The following is a 15,862-nucleotide window of genomic DNA, read 5'->3' as shown; positions in this document are numbered from 1 at the left end:
CAAGAAAACGGGCCGACATGCGGCCCGTTGGGATCCAACCCGGTACACGCCGGGACTGCCCCGGATTGTGCCCGATGAAAGCCGCCGGCCACAGGCTCGGCGGCGACGGCCCAAGCGAGCTTGGGCCGGGGTTGTCAGCCGCGCCCTTCGAGGGCCCGGTTCACACTGAGCGCCGCCAGGGTGCCCAGCGCACCCGACAGCAGGTAGACACTGACATAGGCCAGCCCGAAGTGGGCCGACAGCCCCAGCGCCACCAGCGGCGCAAAAGCCGCCCCCACCAGCCAGGCCACATCGGCCGTCAAGGCGGCCCCGGTGTAGCGGTAGCGGGCCGAGAAGTTGGCCGTCACCGCACCCGACGCCTGACCATACGACAGGCCCAGCAGCATGAAGCCCACCAGAATGAATACGTTTTGCCCCCAGATGCCACCGTCCATCAGGCTCGGCGCAAAGCCGCTGAAGACCGCAATCAAGGCAGCCAGCGTGCCCAGCGTGGTGCGGCGACCAAAGCGGTCGGCCACCAGGCCCGACACCACCACGCCAACCGCAGCCAGGCAGGCGCCCACCATCTGAACCCCCAGGAACTCGGTGATCGAGCGGTCTGAGTACAGCGTGATCCAGGACAGCGGAAACACGGTCACCAGGTGGAACAGCGCGTAGCTGGCCAGGGCAGCCAGGGCCCCGATCAGCACGTTGCGGCCTTGTGAGCGGGTCATTTCTCCGACCGGGGTGGGTTCGAGTTCGCGCTCTTCGAGCAAGTGCGAATACTCGTCAGTGGACACCAGGCGCAGGCGGGCGAACAGCGCCACCACGTTGATGGCAAAGGCCACATAGAAGGGGTAACGCCAGCCCCAGGTGAGGAAGTCGGGCTCGGTCAGGCTACCGAGCAGGTAGGCAAACAGCCCAGCGGCCACCACAAAACCCAGCGGCGCCCCCAACTGACCCAACATGGCGTACCAGCCACGGCGGTCTTCCGGCGCCTTCAGGGCCAGCAGCGAGGGCAGACCGTCCCACGAGCCCCCCAGGGCCACGCCCTGGGCAATGCGGAACACCGACAGCAGCAGCACCGACGCGGCGCCCAGGCTGGCATAGGTGGGCAAAAAGGCCATGCCCGCCGTGCTGGCGCCCAGCAGGACCAGGGCGATGGTGAGCTTGGTCTCGCGGCCCCAGTGGCGCTGGATGGCCATGAACAACACGGTGCCAAAGGGCCGTGCAATGAAAGCAAAGGTGAAGATCACGAACGAATACAGCGTCCCCTCGAGCCGCCCCAGTTGGGGAAAGAACACCGCCGGGAACACCAGCACCGAAGCGATGGCGTAGACAAAGAAGTCAAAGTACTCAGAGGCCCGACCGACCACCACGCCGGTGGCGATTTCGCCCGGGGTGATCTGGGTGTTGTGCCCACCGGGGGCATGACTGCTGCTCGAATACGCGGAACCGGTCGCCTGAGTGGCAACGCTTTGAACTGTGCTGGACACCATTTTTGCCTCTCATTTCTATTACCCGCGCCCTGAAGGCACGCTGTCTCCGCCGCAGCGCTTTTGGTGAGAGGCCGATTGACATAGGACAAAACGTCCAATCGCCAAACACGCTTGGCAAATGTAGATTACCTCACTTTCCCCCCATAGCACATCCTGCTTTACCCCGGCATGACCTCTCACAAGACACTTCGCGGACTGCTTTTGCTTTCTGCTGTTTCCTTGACCGGCTGCGGCACCGTGGTGATGAACCCGTCGGGCGATATCGCAGCGCAACAAGGCCACCTGATCGTGGTCTCGACGCTGCTGATGTTGCTGATCATCGTTCCGGTGATCGCTCTGACGCTGTTTTTCGCCTGGCGCTACCGCCAATCCAACACCGAAGCGGCTTACGAACCGGACTGGGACCACTCCACCCAACTCGAACTGGTGATCTGGGGCGCCCCGCTGCTGATCATCATCGCGCTGGGCCTGCTGACTTGGATCAGCACCCACACCCTGGACCCGTACCGCCCGCTGTCGCGCCTGGACGCCGACCGCCCTCTGCCCAAGGACGCCAAGCACCTGACGGTGGAAGTGGTGGCGCTGGACTGGAAGTGGCTGTTCATCTACCCCGAGCAAGGCATCGCGACGGTGAACGAATTGGTGGCCCCGGTGGATGTGCCGATCCAGTTCAAGATCACCGCGTCGACCGTGATGAACTCGTTCTACATCCCGGCGCTGGCCGGTCAGATCTACGCCATGCCGGGCATGCAGACCCAGTTGCACGCCGTCATCAACAAGGCGGGCAACTACGAAGGCTTCTCGGCCAACTACAGCGGCGCGGGCTTCTCGCACATGCGCTTCCGCTTCCATGGCATGGACCAAGCCGGCTTTGACCAGTGGGTCGCCAAGACCAAGGCCAGCGAACTGAGCCTGGACCGCGCCACCTACCTGGCCCTGGAGCAACCCAGCGAACGCGATCCGGTGCGCCACTATGGCCGCGTGGACGGCGAGCTGTACGGCGCCATCCTGAACCGCTGTGTGGACAGCAGCAAGATGTGCATGCACGAAATGATGGCCATCGACAGCGCCGGCGGCATGGGCACCAACACCTTCCGGGTGGCCGCCCAAGCCAGCTCCGCGACCGAGAACCGCCTGCCCGCGCGCCGCTACGTCGAAGCGCTGGCCTGCACCACCAGTGACCCGCAGGGCACCGGCCTCTCGCTGACCAAACCGACCGGACTATGACCCTCGCCGCTTTCGCCATCCCAGGCGGTGCCTCTGGCACCGCCCACGCCCCGGCCCCGTGCCTGGGCGCTCACCCCTGCCAGCGAGACTGACCATGCAAGACCAACTCGACCTGACGAAGCTCATCTTCGGCCGTCTCTCGTGGGACGCCATCCCCCTCCACGAGCCCATCCTCATTGGCACCTTCTGCGCAGTGGCTCTGGGCGGCATCGCCGTGCTGGCCCTGCTGACCCGCTTCCGCCTGTGGGGCCCGCTGTGGCGCGACTGGATCACCAGCATCGACCACAAGCGCATCGGCATCATGTACATCGTGTTCGGCCTGATCATGCTGCTGCGCGGCTTTGCCGACGCCATCATGATGCGCGCCCAGCAAGCGATTGCCTTCGGTGACCAAACCGGCTTCCTGCCGCCGCACCACTACGACCAGATCTTCACCGCCCACGGCGTGATCATGATCTTCTTCGTGGCCATGCCGCTGGTCACGGGCCTGATGAACTACGTGGTGCCGCTGCAGATCGGCGCCCGTGACGTGGCCTTCCCGTTCCTGAACAACTTCAGCTTCTGGATGACCGCCTTCGGTGGCGGCCTGGTGATGGCGTCGCTGTTCGTGGGTGAATTCGCCCGCACCGGCTGGCTGGCCTACCCGCCGCTGTCCGGCATCCTGGCCAGTCCCGATGTAGGGGTTGACTACTACATCTGGTCGCTGCAGATTGCCGGGGTGGGGACGCTGCTGTCAGGGGTCAACCTGATCGCCACCATCGTGAAGATGCGCGCCCCGGGCATGAACATGATGAAGATGCCGGTCTTCACCTGGACCGCCCTGTGCACCAACGTGCTGATCGTCGCCGCCTTCCCGGTGCTGACGGCCGTGCTCGCCCTGCTGTCGCTGGACCGCTACGCCGGCACCAACTTCTTCAGCAACGACCTCGGCGGCAACGCCATGATGTACGTGAACCTGATCTGGATCTGGGGCCACCCTGAGGTCTACATCCTGATCCTGCCCGCCTTCGGCATCTTCTCCGAAGTGGTGGCCACGTTCTGCCGCAAGCGCCTGTTCGGTTACACCTCGATGGTGTACGCCACCGTGGTGATCACCATCCTGTCCTACCTGGTCTGGCTGCACCACTTCTTCACCATGGGCTCGGGCGCGAGTGTGAACTCGTTCTTCGGCATCACGACCATGATCATCTCGATCCCGACCGGGGCCAAGATCTTCAACTGGCTGTTCACCATGTACAAGGGCCGCATCCGCTACGAGCTGCCCATGCTGTGGACCATCGGCTTCATGATCACCTTCGTGATCGGTGGCATGACCGGCGTGCTGCTGGCCGTGCCCCCGGCGGACTTCGTGCTGCACAACAGCCTGTTCCTGATCGCCCACTTCCACAACGTGATCATTGGTGGCGTGCTGTTCGGCATGATCGCCGGCATCACCTACTGGTACCCGAAGGCCTTCGGCTACAAGCTGGACCCTTTCTGGGGCAAGTGCTCGTTCTGGTTCTGGTTCATTGGCTTCTACCTCGCCTTCATGCCGCTGTACGTGCTGGGCCTGATGGGCGTGACCCGTCGCATGAGCCACTTCGAAGACCCGTCGCTGCAGATCTGGTTCCAGGTCGCCGCCCTGGGCGCCGCCATGATCGCGCTGGGCATCGCCTGCTTCGGCATCCAGCTGGTGGTCAGCTACCTGCGCCGCGACAGCCTGCGTGACACCACGGGTGACCCGTGGGATGGCCGCACCCTGGAATGGTCGACCTCGTCGCCGCCGCCGGATTACAACTTTGCCTTCACGCCCAAGGTCTATGACAACGACGCCTGGACCGACATGAAGAAGCAAGGCTACGTGCGCCCGGTGCAAGGCTTCGTGGACATCCACATGCCCAAGAACACCGCTGCTGGCTTTGTCATCGCAGGCCTGAGCGCTGTGGTGGGCTTCGCCATCATCTGGCAGATGTGGTTGCTGGCCGGTCTGGGCTTCGTGGCCCTGATGGCCGCGATCATCATCCACACCTTCAACTACCACCGCGACTACTACATTCCCGCCGCCCAGGTGGTGAAGGTGGAAGCCGAACGCACCCGTTTGCTCGCAGGTCAAGTCTAAGATGTCCACTATCGCCCACGGCGCCCAAGGCGCCCCCTTGAGCAAGGACCCCAGCTCGCGCTTCTACGTGTTGGAGCACCACCCGGAAAACGGCACCCTGCTCGGTTTCTGGCTCTACCTGATGAGCGACTGCCTCATCTTTGCCTGCCTGTTCGCGGTTTACGCCGTGCTGGGCCGCAGCTACGCGGCCGGCCCCTCGGGGGCCGACCTGTTCGACCTGCCGCTGGTGGCGTTGAACACCTCGCTGCTGCTGCTGTCGTCGATCACGTATGGCTTCGCCATGCTGGAAATGCAGAAGAAGAAGCTCAAGCCCACCCTGGTGTGGCTGGGCATCACCGGTCTGCTGGGTGCAGGCTTCATCGGCCTGGAGCTGTATGAGTTTGCCCACCTGATCCACCAGGGCGCTGGCCCGAGCCGCAGCGCCTTCCTGTCGGCCTTCTTCACGCTGGTGGGCACCCACGGCCTGCACGTCACCTTCGGCCTGATCTGGCTGGTGGTGCTGATGGTTCAGCTGAACAAGCACGGCCTGACCGGCCCGAACAAGCGCCGCCTGATGTGCCTGTCCATGTTCTGGCACTTCTTGGACGTGGTCTGGATCGGCGTTTTCACCTTTGTCTACCTGATGGGAGTTCTGCCATGAGCGCACATGACCACCACCACGGCCACGATGACCATGGCCACGACGACCACGCTGACCACGGCAGCCTGAAAAGCTACGTCATTGGCTTTGTGCTGTCGGTCATCCTGACCGCCATCCCCTTTGCGCTGGTGATGGGCAAGACCTTCGCCAGCTCCAGCACCACCGCGCTGGTGATCCTGGGCTTTGCCGCGGTGCAGATCGTGGTGCACATGGTGTATTTCCTGCACATGAACACCCGCTCCGAAGGCGGTTGGTCGATGCTGGCCCTGATCTTCACCTTCATGCTGGTGGTGATCACGCTGGCCGGTTCGCTGTGGGTGATGTACCACCTGAACCACAACATGATGCCCATGCCGGCGCACGAGATGCGCCAGATGCCTTGAGCGCCCCAGGCGCCCCGGCACCTGCCACCATGGCCCGCTCCCGCTCCAGTGTGCTGCGCGCACTGTTCTTGCTGGGCGCGGGCCTTGTTGTTTTGGTGCTGCTGGGTCTGGGCACCTGGCAGGTGCAGCGCCTGAGCTGGAAGCTGGACCTGATCGAGCGCGTCGAGCAGCGCGTGCACGCCGCCCCGGTGGCGCCACCCGCCCCGGCCCGCTGGGCCGACATCAACGCCGCCAACGACGAATACCGCCACCTGCGCCTGCAAGGGCGCTGGTTGCACCAGCACAGCAGCCTGGTGCAGGCCGTCACCAAGCTGGGCCCGGGTTTCTGGGTCATGACGCCGCTGCGCCTCAGCGGCGCTGCACTCGACGGCCAGGTGGTGTGGGTGAACCGGGGTTTTGTGACCCAGGCCCCGGGCCCACGCGCCCCCGACGACCAGGACACCACCGTCACCGGCCTGCTGCGCTTGAGCGAGCCTGGCGGTGGCTTTCTGCGCCGCAACGACCCCGCCGCGCAGCGCTGGTTCTCACGCGATGTGCAGGCCCTGAGCGCGGCCCATGGCCTGCAGGGCGTGGCACCCTATTTTGTGGACGCCGACGCCGCCACGTCACCGCTTGCGGGACAATCGGGGGCCCTGGCCCACGACGCCCCCCTGACCGACCCGGTCGGCGGGCTGACCGTGCTGCACTTCCAGAACAACCACCTGGTCTATGCGCTGACCTGGTACGCGCTGGCCCTGATGGTGATCGCGGCCGTGTGGTGGGTGTGGCGCCAGGACCGACGCGGCGCGTCTGCCTGACCGCTGCTTGTTGCCACCACCACCCGAAGCCACCCCATGCCCGCCCCCCGCTTGTCCCCTGCCCCCGAACCAAGCGAGTCGCCCGAGCCGCCCGAGGCCCTCGGGACGCCGCAGCGCCGCGCCAAGGTGGCCCCAGCGGCCCAACTGGACAGCGTGGCGGGGCACAAAAACATGCTGCAGCTGATCCACCTGCGGTGGTTTGCGGTGGGTGGGCAGATCATCACCATCGCGGTCGCCAGCCTGGTGCTCGAGCTGCCTCTGCCCATGCCGCAGATGCTGGAGGTGCTGGCCTGCCTGATCGCCTTCAACATCGCCAGCCACCTGCGCTGGCACGAGCAGCGCGAAGTCTCCAACACCGAGCTGTTTGTCGCCCTGCTGGTCGACGTGGCCAGCCTGACGGCCCAGCTCTACCTGAGCGGCGGCACCACCAACCCCTTTGTGTTCTTGTACCTGTTGCAGGTGATCTTGAGCGCCGTGCTGCTGGAAGCCTGGTCGACCTGGACCATTGTGGGCATCACCACGGCCTGCCTGGCGGGCCTGACCGTGCTGTCGCGCCCCCTGGCGCTGCCGCTGGACCACAACCTCGGCCCTGCCAGCTTGTATGTGCAGGGTCTGCTGATTTGCTTTGTGCTCAACGCCATGCTGCTGGTCACCTTCATGAACCGCATCCACCGCAACCTGCAGGTGCGTGATGCGCGGCTGGCGGACCTGCGTCAACAGGCCGCCGAGCATGAACACATCGTGCGCATGGGCTTGTTGGCCTCGGGCGCAGCCCACGAACTGGGCACCCCGCTGTCCACCCTGGCGGTGATCCTGGGCGACTGGCGCCGCATGCCCGAGTTCAAAGGCAACCCCGACCTGCTCGAAGAGATCAACGACATGGAGATCCAGCTGCAACGCTGCAAATCCATCGTCAGCGGCATCCTGCTGACCGCGGGAGAAACCCGGGGCGAGGACTCCGAAGTGACCACGCTCAACGGCTTTCTGGAGGCCCTGGTGGACGACTGGCGCCTGACGCGGCCCAACGTGCCACTCACCTACACGGCCCAGTTCCCCGAAGACCTGCCCATGGTGGCCGACTCGGCAGTGCGGCAGATGATCGACAACGTGCTCGACAACGCCATGGAGGCCTCGCCGCAGGGGCTGAGCCTGCAGGCCCGCCACGATGGCGAAGAGCTGACCCTCGAAGTCCACGACCAGGGCCCGGGTTTTGCCCCGGGCATGCTGCAGCAGTTTGGCAAGCCCTACCAGTCCAGCAAAGGCCGCCTCGGGGGGGGCTTGGGTTTGTTCTTGGTGGTCAACGTGGCACGCAGCCTCGGGGGCACGGTCAGCGCCCGCAATCGCCCTGAAGGCGGTGCGGTCGTCACCGTCAAACTGCCGCTGAGTGCCCTGACTCTGGACGACAATACCGTCCATGAGTGAAGACCGATTGCTGCTGCTGGTAGAGGACGATGCGACCTTCGCACGCACCTTGATCCGATCGCTGGAGCGACGCGGCTACACCACCCTGCACGCCAGCAGCCTGCAAGACGTCAGCACCTTGCTGGAGCAACATTCCCCCGGCTACGCCGTGGTGGACCTGAAGCTCAATGGCGACGCCAGCGGCCTGGCCTGCGTGCAACGCCTGCACCAGCACGATGCCACCATGCGCATCGTGGTGCTGACCGGCTTCGCCAGCATTGCCACCGCGGTGGAAGCCATCAAACTGGGCGCCTGCCACTACCTGGCCAAACCGTCCAACACCGACGACATCGAGGCCGCGTTCGGTCACGTCGCGGGCAGCACCGACATCGAACTCAGCAACCGCTCCACTTCGATCAAAACGCTCGAGTGGGAGCGCATCCACGAAACCCTGGCCGAGACCGGTTTCAATATCTCCGAGGCCGCGCGCCGCCTGGGGCTGCATCGGCGCACCTTGGCCCGCAAGCTGGAAAAGCAGCGGGTGAAGTGAGAGGCGCCGAAACCCGAGCCCCTGTACCGCGCTAGCATGGCCTAGCCAGGTTCGCCTGCGGGCTCAAACTTTGAGTTGCGCCAGCGGCAAACCTCTGTCGCGGTGAACTGCCCGCGCCAGGCCGGCCCCCTCGGTCGTATGCATCCATCATCTGCACTAGAAAACTAAACAGCATTTTCGGTACGCCACTGACCATTCAGCAGAGCGTATTGCAGGAGGTCGTGGTGCCTGCCTGCCCAGTAACCAGCCTCCCGTTGCCGCCCCTCTTTCACGAAACCGAGCGCCGCGAGTATGGCCAGAGATGGGGCGTTGTCAGGGTGCACCTGGGCCTCGATTCGATTCAACTGCACCTCTCGGAAACCCCAAGTGATGATTGCATTTAAGGCTTCTTTCATGTAGCCGCGGCCTTGATGGGCTGGAGATATCTCGTAACCCATGATGCAGGACTTCCAGTTTCGATTCCAGCGAAACAAACCGCATGTACCGATCAGTCCTGGCTGGTCGCTCAACTCGATGGCCCAGCGTGCACCGAGAACCGGCTCTTTTCGCCAACTGGCAAAGGTCGCGACCAACTTCTTGGCGCCGTCTAGATCAGAAATAGGATCCGATCCAAACCATCTCATGTGTTCGGCGTCGCCGTGAATTTGAAGAATATTCTGCGCATCCGATTCCACAATCTCACGCAGAGTGAGCCGAGATGTTTGCAGCGTTGGAAAATCGAACATTGACTACCTGCAATCTCACTTGGATGTATTTCGCATTATTTGAACTTTGTAGAGCGTTAGGCTGCCACACCTGCTGCTGCGAAGTGAGAACACGTGAGTTCGTGAGCGCAGCGTGAATTCATTTTTCGCTCGCAATTTAAAGGGCGCAGCCAAATACCCGCTCATGGCCCTTCCCAAACATCGTATCAGGTGGTCACCAAATGGGATGGAGCCCCGAGTTGGCCGGTTTGAGTCGGAAGCCGTGGCCAGTTTTGAATCGGACTGGGTCGCCAATTTGAATCAGGCTCACGGTCGGATTTCATCAGAATCTGCACCCAGAAGCTTGGGCGCTTATAGCACCTCCGATTGGCAGCGCCCATGAAAAAAGGAGGCCCAAGGCCTCCTTCTCTCTCCCCTGCCCCACCTGCATCCCATGAACGCAGGCTGGCTGGGTCATCCAACTCAGGCGCGGCTGGCGCGCTTGCGGTCGGTTTCCTTCAGGTGCCGCTTGCGCAGGCGCACCGACTTCGGCGTGATTTCGACCAGCTCGTCGTCCTCGATGAATTCCACGCCGTATTCCAGCGTCAGTTCGATCGGGGGCGTGATCTTCACAGCGTCTTCCTTGCCGCTGACGCGGAAGTTGGTCAGCTGCTTGGTGCGGGTGGCGTTGACCACCAGGTCGTTGTCACGGCTGTGGATGCCGACGATCATGCCTTCGTACACCGGATCGTTGGCCTTCACAAACATGCGGCCACGGTCGTCCAGCTTGCCCAGGGCGTAGGTGAAGATTTCACCGTCGTCCATGGAGATCAGCACGCCGTTCTTGCGGCCGCCGATGTCACCCTTGTGGGGTTCGTAGCTGTCGAAGATGTTGCTGATCAGGCCAGAACCCCGGGTCAGGTTCAGGAATTCGTTGGTGAAACCGATCAGGCCACGGGCCGGGATGCGGTATTCCAGACGAACGCGACCGCGGCCATCGGGTTCCATGTTCACCAGCTCGCCCTTGCGCTCGCCCAGGGCTTGCATCACGCCGCCTTGGTGACCTTCTTCGATGTCGGCCGTCACCAGCTCGATCGGCTCGTGGCGCACGCCATCGATGTCGCGGAACACCACGCGCGGCTTGGACACGGCCAATTCGTAGCCTTCACGGCGCATGTTTTCCAGCAGGATGGTCAAGTGCAGTTCGCCGCGACCCATGACTTCGAAGATGCCTTCTTCGTCGGTTTCCTTCACGCGCAGGGCCACGTTGTGCTGCAGTTCCTTTTGCAGGCGGTCCCAGATCTGACGGCTGGTCACGAACTTGCCTTCACGGCCGGCCAGCGGCGAGGTGTTGACGCAGAAGTTCATGGTCAGGGTCGGCTCGTCGACCTTCAGCATGGGCAGCGGAGCCGGGTTGTTCACGTCGGTCACGGTGACGCCGATGCCGATGTCGGCAATGCCGTTGATCAGCACGATTTCGCCCGGGCCGGCTTCGGTGGACTGGACGCGGTCCAGGCCCTGGAAGGTCAGCACCTGGTTGACACGGCCCTTGAACGACTTGCCGTCCGGACCTTCCATGACCATCACGTCGGTCATGGGCTTCAGGGTGCCTTGGCTGATGCGGCCCACGCCGATGCGGCCCACGAAGGACGAGAAGTCCAGCGCCGAGATTTGCAGTTGCAGCGGCGCGTTCGGGTCACCCTTTTGCGACGGAACGTGCTTCAGGATGGTGTTGAACAGGGCCGACATGTCGGGGCCCCACTGTTCGCCCGGCGCACCTTCTTCGAGCGAGGTCCAGCCGTTGATGCCCGAGGCGTACACGACGGGAAAGTCCAGCTGTTCGTCGGTGGCGCCCAGCTTGTCGAACAGGTCGAAAGCGGCGTTGACGACCTTGTCCGGGTTGGCACCGGGCTTGTCGACCTTGTTGACCACCAGGATCGGGCGCAGGCCCAGGGCCAGGGCCTTCTTGGTCACAAAGCGGGTTTGCGGCATCGGGCCTTCTTGGGCGTCGATCAGCAGCACCACACCGTCCACCATCGACAGCGCGCGTTCCACTTCACCACCGAAGTCCGCGTGGCCCGGGGTGTCGACGATGTTGATGTGGGTGCCTTCCCAGCTCACGGCACAGTTCTTGGCCAGAATCGTGATGCCACGTTCTTTTTCGATGGCGTTGTTGTCCATCACGGTGTCCACGATCTTTTCGTGTTCCGCAAAGGTGCCCGACTGGCGCAGCAGCTGGTCCACCATGGTGGTTTTGCCATGGTCAACGTGGGCGATGATGGCGATGTTTCGAATTTGTTTGCTCATTTCGTTTCCTGAATACCGGCCGTTGCGGGCTCGTTTGTACTTTCAATACTTTCCAAAATCTGTTGGATCTCGATCGGACTCAAGAGCCGCTCCGGGATCAGTTCTCCGGCCATCACATGGCCCACCCCCAGCAGCGCCGGCGGTTGCTCGCCGAACACCGCCACCGGGTTCTTGTCGGGCCAGCTTCCCCGGCGGCGCATGCCACTGAGAAACCGCCCGGCATTCTCGCTGTCCAAAGTGACGCGCGTGTGATGCGGCAACAAGGCCTGCACCGGCAGCAAGCTGCGCTGGCGATCGGCCTCGGACCACGCCTCCAACTGCGCCAGGGTGACGCACTGGTGCTGGTCAAAGTCACCCGTCACCGTGCGCCGCAGCGAAATCAGGGAGGCGCCACAACCGAGCGCTTCACCGATGTCTTCACCGAGCGTCCGGATGTACGTGCCCTTGCTGCAGCGGGCCTCGATGCGCAGCGTGGGCGCCCCATCGTGCTGGTCGGACACATCGCTCAGCTGCAGATCAAAAATCACCACATCGCGCGCCGGACGCTCCACCACCACGCCTTCGCGGGCGTACTCGTAGAGGGCCTTGCCGTCCTTCTTCAAGGCGCTGTGCATCGGCGGCACCTGGCGAATCGGTCCCAGGAACTGCTGCCGCACGGCGGCCAGGCGCTCCGGGCTCAGCGCCTCGGGGGCCACCGGGCGGGTCTCAATGACCTCGCCTTCAGCGTCGCCCGTCGACGTCTTCTGTCCCAGGCGTGCCAGGGCCACATAGGTCTTGTCAGCATCCAGATGGAGCTGACTGAACTTCGTGGCAGCCCCGAAACACAGCGGCAACACGCCGGTGGCCAAGGGGTCGAGCGTGCCGGTGTGGCCCGCTTTTTCAGCGCGCAGCAGCCATTTCGCCTTTTGCAAGGCGTTGTTGCTCGACAGGCCGAGCGGTTTGTCCAGCAACAACACCCCATGCACAGGGCGCCGTTGCACCCGTGTGCGTGGCGCGTTCATGCTTCAGTCGTCTTTGGCGCGCGAGGAAACCGCCTTGGCAATCAAGGCGTTCATGTCGGCCGCGCGCTCCGTGGTCCGATCGAAATGGAAATGCAGCGTCGGCACAGTGTGAATGTGCAGGCGCTTGAACAGCCCGTTGCGCAGGAAGCCTGCGGCCTGGTTCAGTGCGTCTTCGGTTTCCTGGGGGTTACCGATCAACAGGCTGAAGAAGACCTTGGCGTGCGCGTAGTCGGGCGTCACCTCAACCGACTGCAGGGTGACCATGCCAATGCGCGGATCTTTGAGATCGCGCAAGAGCTCGGTCAGATCGCGTTGGATCTGATCGGCCACCTTGAAGCTGCGGTTGGGGGTGCTGGATGCCTTGCGTACCATCTTGTCTTTCGCGGGTCTCGTTCGGCGCGCTTACAGCGTCCGGGCGATTTCCTTGATTTCGAAGAACTCCAGTTGGTCGCCCACGGAGATGTCGTTGTAGTTCTTGAGCTTGATACCGCACTCGAAGCCTTCCTTGACTTCGCGGACATCGTCCTTGACGCGCTTGAGGGACTCGAGCTCGCCGGTGTAGATGACCACGTTGTCGCGCAGCAGGCGGAAGCGTGCAGCCCGGTTGACCATGCCCGAGGTGACCATACAGCCAGCCACGGTACCAATCTTGGACGCCACGAACACGGTGCGGATCTCGGCCGTACCGATGACTTCTTCCTTCTTGTCCGGGGTCAACATGCCCGACATCGCCGCCTTCAACTCATCCACGGCGTCGTAAATGATGTTGTAGTAGTGGATGTCGACCGAGTTGCCTTCGGCGGCCTTACGGGCACCGGCGTCGGCACGCACGTTGAAACCGATCACGATGGCCTTCGAAGCAATGGCCAGGTTGATGTCGGACTCACTGATCGCGCCCACTGCGGCGTAGACCAGTTGCACCTTGACTTCGTCAGTGGACAGCTTGAGCAACGAAGAAGCCAGGGCTTCCTGCGAGCCTTGCACGTCGGCCTTGATGATGATCGGCAGCGTCTTGACCTCGCCCGCCGTCATGTCGGAGAACATGTTCTCCAGCTTGGCGGCTTGCTGCTTGGCCAGCTTGGTGTTGCGGAACTTGCCAGCGCGGTAGGTGGCGATTTCACGGGCGCGACGCTCGTCGGTCAGCACCATGAACTCATCACCGGCTTGCGGCACTTCGGTCAGACCCTGGATCTCGACCGGGATCGACGGACCTGCGGTCTTGATGGTGCGCGCGCTCTCGTCGAGCATGGCGCGCACCCGGCCGTAGGTCTGCCCTGCCAGCACCACATCGCCGGTCTTCAGGGTACCGGACTGCACCAGCACCGTGGCCACCGGGCCGCGGCCCTTGTCCAGCTTGGCTTCGATCACCAGGCCCTTGGCGTTGGACTCGACCGGTGCCTTGAGTTCCAGCACTTCGGCTTGCAGCAGCACCTGTTCGAGCAGGTCGTCCACGCCCTGACCGGTCTTGGCCGACACGGGCACGAAGGGCGAATCGCCACCGAACTCTTCAGGCACGACTTCCTCAGCCACCAGTTCGCTCTTGACGCGTTCCAGGTTGGCATCGGGCTTGTCGATCTTGTTGATCGCGACCACGATCGGCACACCCGCGGCTTTCGCGTGCTTGATGGCTTCCTTGGTCTGCGGCATCACGCCGTCGTCCGCCGCCACCACCAGGATGACGATGTCGGTCGCCTGGGCACCGCGGGCACGCATGGCCGTGAAGGCCTCGTGACCCGGGGTGTCGAGGAAGGAGATCATGCCGCGCGGGGTTTCCACGTGGTAAGCCCCAATGTGCTGGGTGATGCCACCGGCTTCGCCCGACGCCACCTTGGTGCGGCGGATGTAGTCCAGCAGCGAGGTCTTGCCGTGGTCGACGTGACCCATGACGGTCACCACCGGTGCGCGCGGCAGTTGCTCGGCATCTTGAGCGCCGACATCGTCGTCGGTGAAGGCTTCCGGATCGTCCAGCGCGGCCACGATGGCCTTGTGACCCATTTCCTCGACCACGATCATCGCGGTGTCCTGGTCCAGCGGCTGGTTGATGGTGACCATCTGACCCAGCTTCATCAGGTGCTTGATGACCTCGGAGGCCTTGACCGCCATCTTGTGGGCCAGTTCGGCCACGGTGATGGTTTCGGGCACGTGGACCTCGAGCACGCGGGCTTCCACCGGTGCCTGCGGCTGGTGATCGTCACGCTGGTCGCGGTCGTTGCCACGGCGGCCACGCGGGCCACTGCGCCAGCTGTTGCGGCCCACGCCACCACTGCTGTCGCCACGGGTCTTGATTTCCTTCTTCTTGGCCGGGTCACCGGCCCAGCTGGAGGACAGCTTGGCGGACTTGACTTCCTTGTTGCCAGCCGGGCCCGACGGCGCCGCAGCGCCCGCGGTGCGCGGTGCACCACCAGCCCCCGGGGTGCCCGCGGGCTTGTGCAGCGTGCCCTTGACGCCGGCCTTGGCATCGGCCGGCTTGACGGCAGGCTTCGGCTCTTCAGGCTTCTTAGCGACCAGCACCTTCTTGGGCGTGGCCATCATCGAACGGATGGCTGCGGCTTCGGCTTCGGCCTTGCGGCGGCGTTCGCTGAGGTCAGCGGCGCGGGCGGCTTCTTCCTGGGCACGGGCGCGCGACTCGGCTTCGGCCTTTTCGCGCGCTTCAGCGGCAGCGGCACGGGCGGCGGCAGCGGCTTCGGCCTGTTCCTTGGTCGCCACTTCCTTCTCGGCCATGGCTTGGGCACGGCGAGCTTCTTCTTGCGCTGCGTAGGCCGCAGCGCGGGATTCGGCTTCGCGTTCGCGGCGCTCGATCTCTTCGCGTTGGCGGCGCTTTTCCGCCAGTTCGTCCTCTTGGTGACGAATCTGTTCGGCTTGCCGGCGGGCTTCTTCTTCGCGGCGGCTCAGGTCGGCGTTGTGGGCCGTTTCCTCGACCGTCGGGGCGTGTTCTTGCTCGACGGGTTGGGCCACGGCTTCAGGACGCACTTCGTCCTCGCGCTGGATGAAGGTGCGCTTCTTGCGCACTTCCACCTGGATGGTGCGGGCTTTGCCCGAGGAGTCAGCCTGTTTGATCTCGCTGGTCGACTTCTTGACCAGGGTGATCTTCTTGCGGTCGGCAGAGGCCGTACCGTGGCTGGCTTGCAGGTAGCTCAAAAGCATCTGCTTGTCGGCATCGGTCAGGGTGTCGGACGAGGCGCGCTTGGGCACGCCGGCCGACTTCAACTGGTCAAGCAGGGTTTCAGGGGACTTCTTGAGTTCGTTAGCAAACTCGGCGACAGTGGTACTGGACATATTCGGTTCTTGCCTCCATGA

Annotated in this window: 13 protein-coding genes; 7 read left to right on the top strand and 6 right to left on the bottom strand. The window is 63.6% G+C overall.

Annotated elements, in window-relative coordinates; all coding sequences use genetic code 11:
- Positions 1-134: 134 nt before the first annotated feature.
- Positions 135-1,478, bottom strand: a complete 1,344-nt coding sequence (locus PSQ40_RS02550) for an MFS transporter (protein WP_273948508.1) — start codon at positions 1,476-1,478, stop codon at positions 135-137.
- Between the two features lie 168 nt (positions 1,479-1,646).
- On the opposite strand from PSQ40_RS02550, the gene cyoA reads away from it, so the two are divergent.
- The 7 genes from cyoA to PSQ40_RS02515 all read left to right on the top strand — a co-directional run bounded on the left by cyoA (position 1,647) and on the right by PSQ40_RS02515 (position 8,574).
- Complete coding sequence (gene cyoA / locus PSQ40_RS02545) at positions 1,647-2,705, top strand: ubiquinol oxidase subunit II (RefSeq protein WP_273948506.1); 1,059 nt, start codon at positions 1,647-1,649, stop codon at positions 2,703-2,705.
- Positions 2,706-2,799: 94 nt separating this feature from the next.
- Complete coding sequence (cyoB, locus tag PSQ40_RS02540; protein WP_273948505.1) at positions 2,800-4,803, top strand: cytochrome o ubiquinol oxidase subunit I; 2,004 nt, start codon at positions 2,800-2,802, stop codon at positions 4,801-4,803.
- A 1-nt stretch (position 4,804) separates the two neighbouring features.
- Entirely contained in the window at positions 4,805-5,443 is a 639-nt protein-coding gene (cyoC, locus tag PSQ40_RS02535; RefSeq protein ID WP_273948503.1) for a cytochrome o ubiquinol oxidase subunit III, read from the top strand.
- On the top strand, positions 5,440-5,826 hold the full coding sequence (gene cyoD / locus PSQ40_RS02530) for a cytochrome o ubiquinol oxidase subunit IV (protein ID WP_273948501.1): 387 nt from the start codon (positions 5,440-5,442) through the stop codon (positions 5,824-5,826). Before cyoC ends, cyoD begins: the two co-directional genes overlap by 4 nt.
- A 29-nt stretch (positions 5,827-5,855) precedes the next feature.
- Positions 5,856-6,623, top strand: a complete 768-nt coding sequence (locus PSQ40_RS02525) for an SURF1 family protein (RefSeq protein WP_273948500.1) — start codon at positions 5,856-5,858, stop codon at positions 6,621-6,623.
- 36 nt (positions 6,624-6,659) lie between these two features.
- Complete coding sequence (locus PSQ40_RS02520) at positions 6,660-8,045, top strand: ATP-binding protein (protein ID WP_409338534.1); 1,386 nt, start codon at positions 6,660-6,662, stop codon at positions 8,043-8,045.
- A complete protein-coding gene (locus PSQ40_RS02515) occupies positions 8,038-8,574 on the top strand; it encodes a response regulator transcription factor (protein ID WP_273948499.1) in 537 nt (178 codons plus the stop codon). The genes PSQ40_RS02520 and PSQ40_RS02515 overlap by 8 nt, the downstream gene beginning before the upstream one ends.
- 164 nt (positions 8,575-8,738) lie before the next feature.
- Here the strand turns inward: PSQ40_RS02515 and PSQ40_RS02510 are convergent, their stop codons facing one another.
- The 5 genes from PSQ40_RS02510 to infB form a co-directional block, all read right to left on the bottom strand.
- The gene (locus PSQ40_RS02510) at positions 8,739-9,299 is read right to left on the bottom strand and encodes a GNAT family N-acetyltransferase (RefSeq protein WP_273948498.1); all 561 of its coding nucleotides are present in this window, start codon (positions 9,297-9,299) and stop codon (positions 8,739-8,741) included.
- Between the two features lie 441 nt (positions 9,300-9,740).
- Entirely contained in the window at positions 9,741-11,564 is a 1,824-nt protein-coding gene (typA, locus tag PSQ40_RS02505; RefSeq protein ID WP_273948497.1) for a translational GTPase TypA, read from the bottom strand.
- On the bottom strand, positions 11,561-12,565 hold the full coding sequence (gene truB, locus PSQ40_RS02500; protein ID WP_273948496.1) for a tRNA pseudouridine(55) synthase TruB: 1,005 nt from the start codon (positions 12,563-12,565) through the stop codon (positions 11,561-11,563). Before truB ends, typA begins: the two co-directional genes overlap by 4 nt.
- 3 nt (positions 12,566-12,568) lie before the next feature.
- The gene (rbfA, locus tag PSQ40_RS02495) at positions 12,569-12,937 is read right to left on the bottom strand and encodes a 30S ribosome-binding factor RbfA (RefSeq protein WP_273948493.1); all 369 of its coding nucleotides are present in this window, start codon (positions 12,935-12,937) and stop codon (positions 12,569-12,571) included.
- Positions 12,938-12,967: 30 nt separating this feature from the next.
- A complete protein-coding gene (gene infB, locus PSQ40_RS02490) occupies positions 12,968-15,841 on the bottom strand; it encodes a translation initiation factor IF-2 (protein WP_273948492.1) in 2,874 nt (957 codons plus the stop codon).
- Between the last annotated feature and the right edge of the window lie 21 nt (positions 15,842-15,862).

It is taken from the genome of Curvibacter cyanobacteriorum (assembly GCF_028649475.1).
GTDB lineage: Bacteria > Pseudomonadota > Gammaproteobacteria > Burkholderiales > Burkholderiaceae_C > Curvibacter > Curvibacter cyanobacteriorum.
Note: the sequence above shows the minus strand (reverse complement) of the source record. Positions and strands in the feature narration are given on the sequence as shown.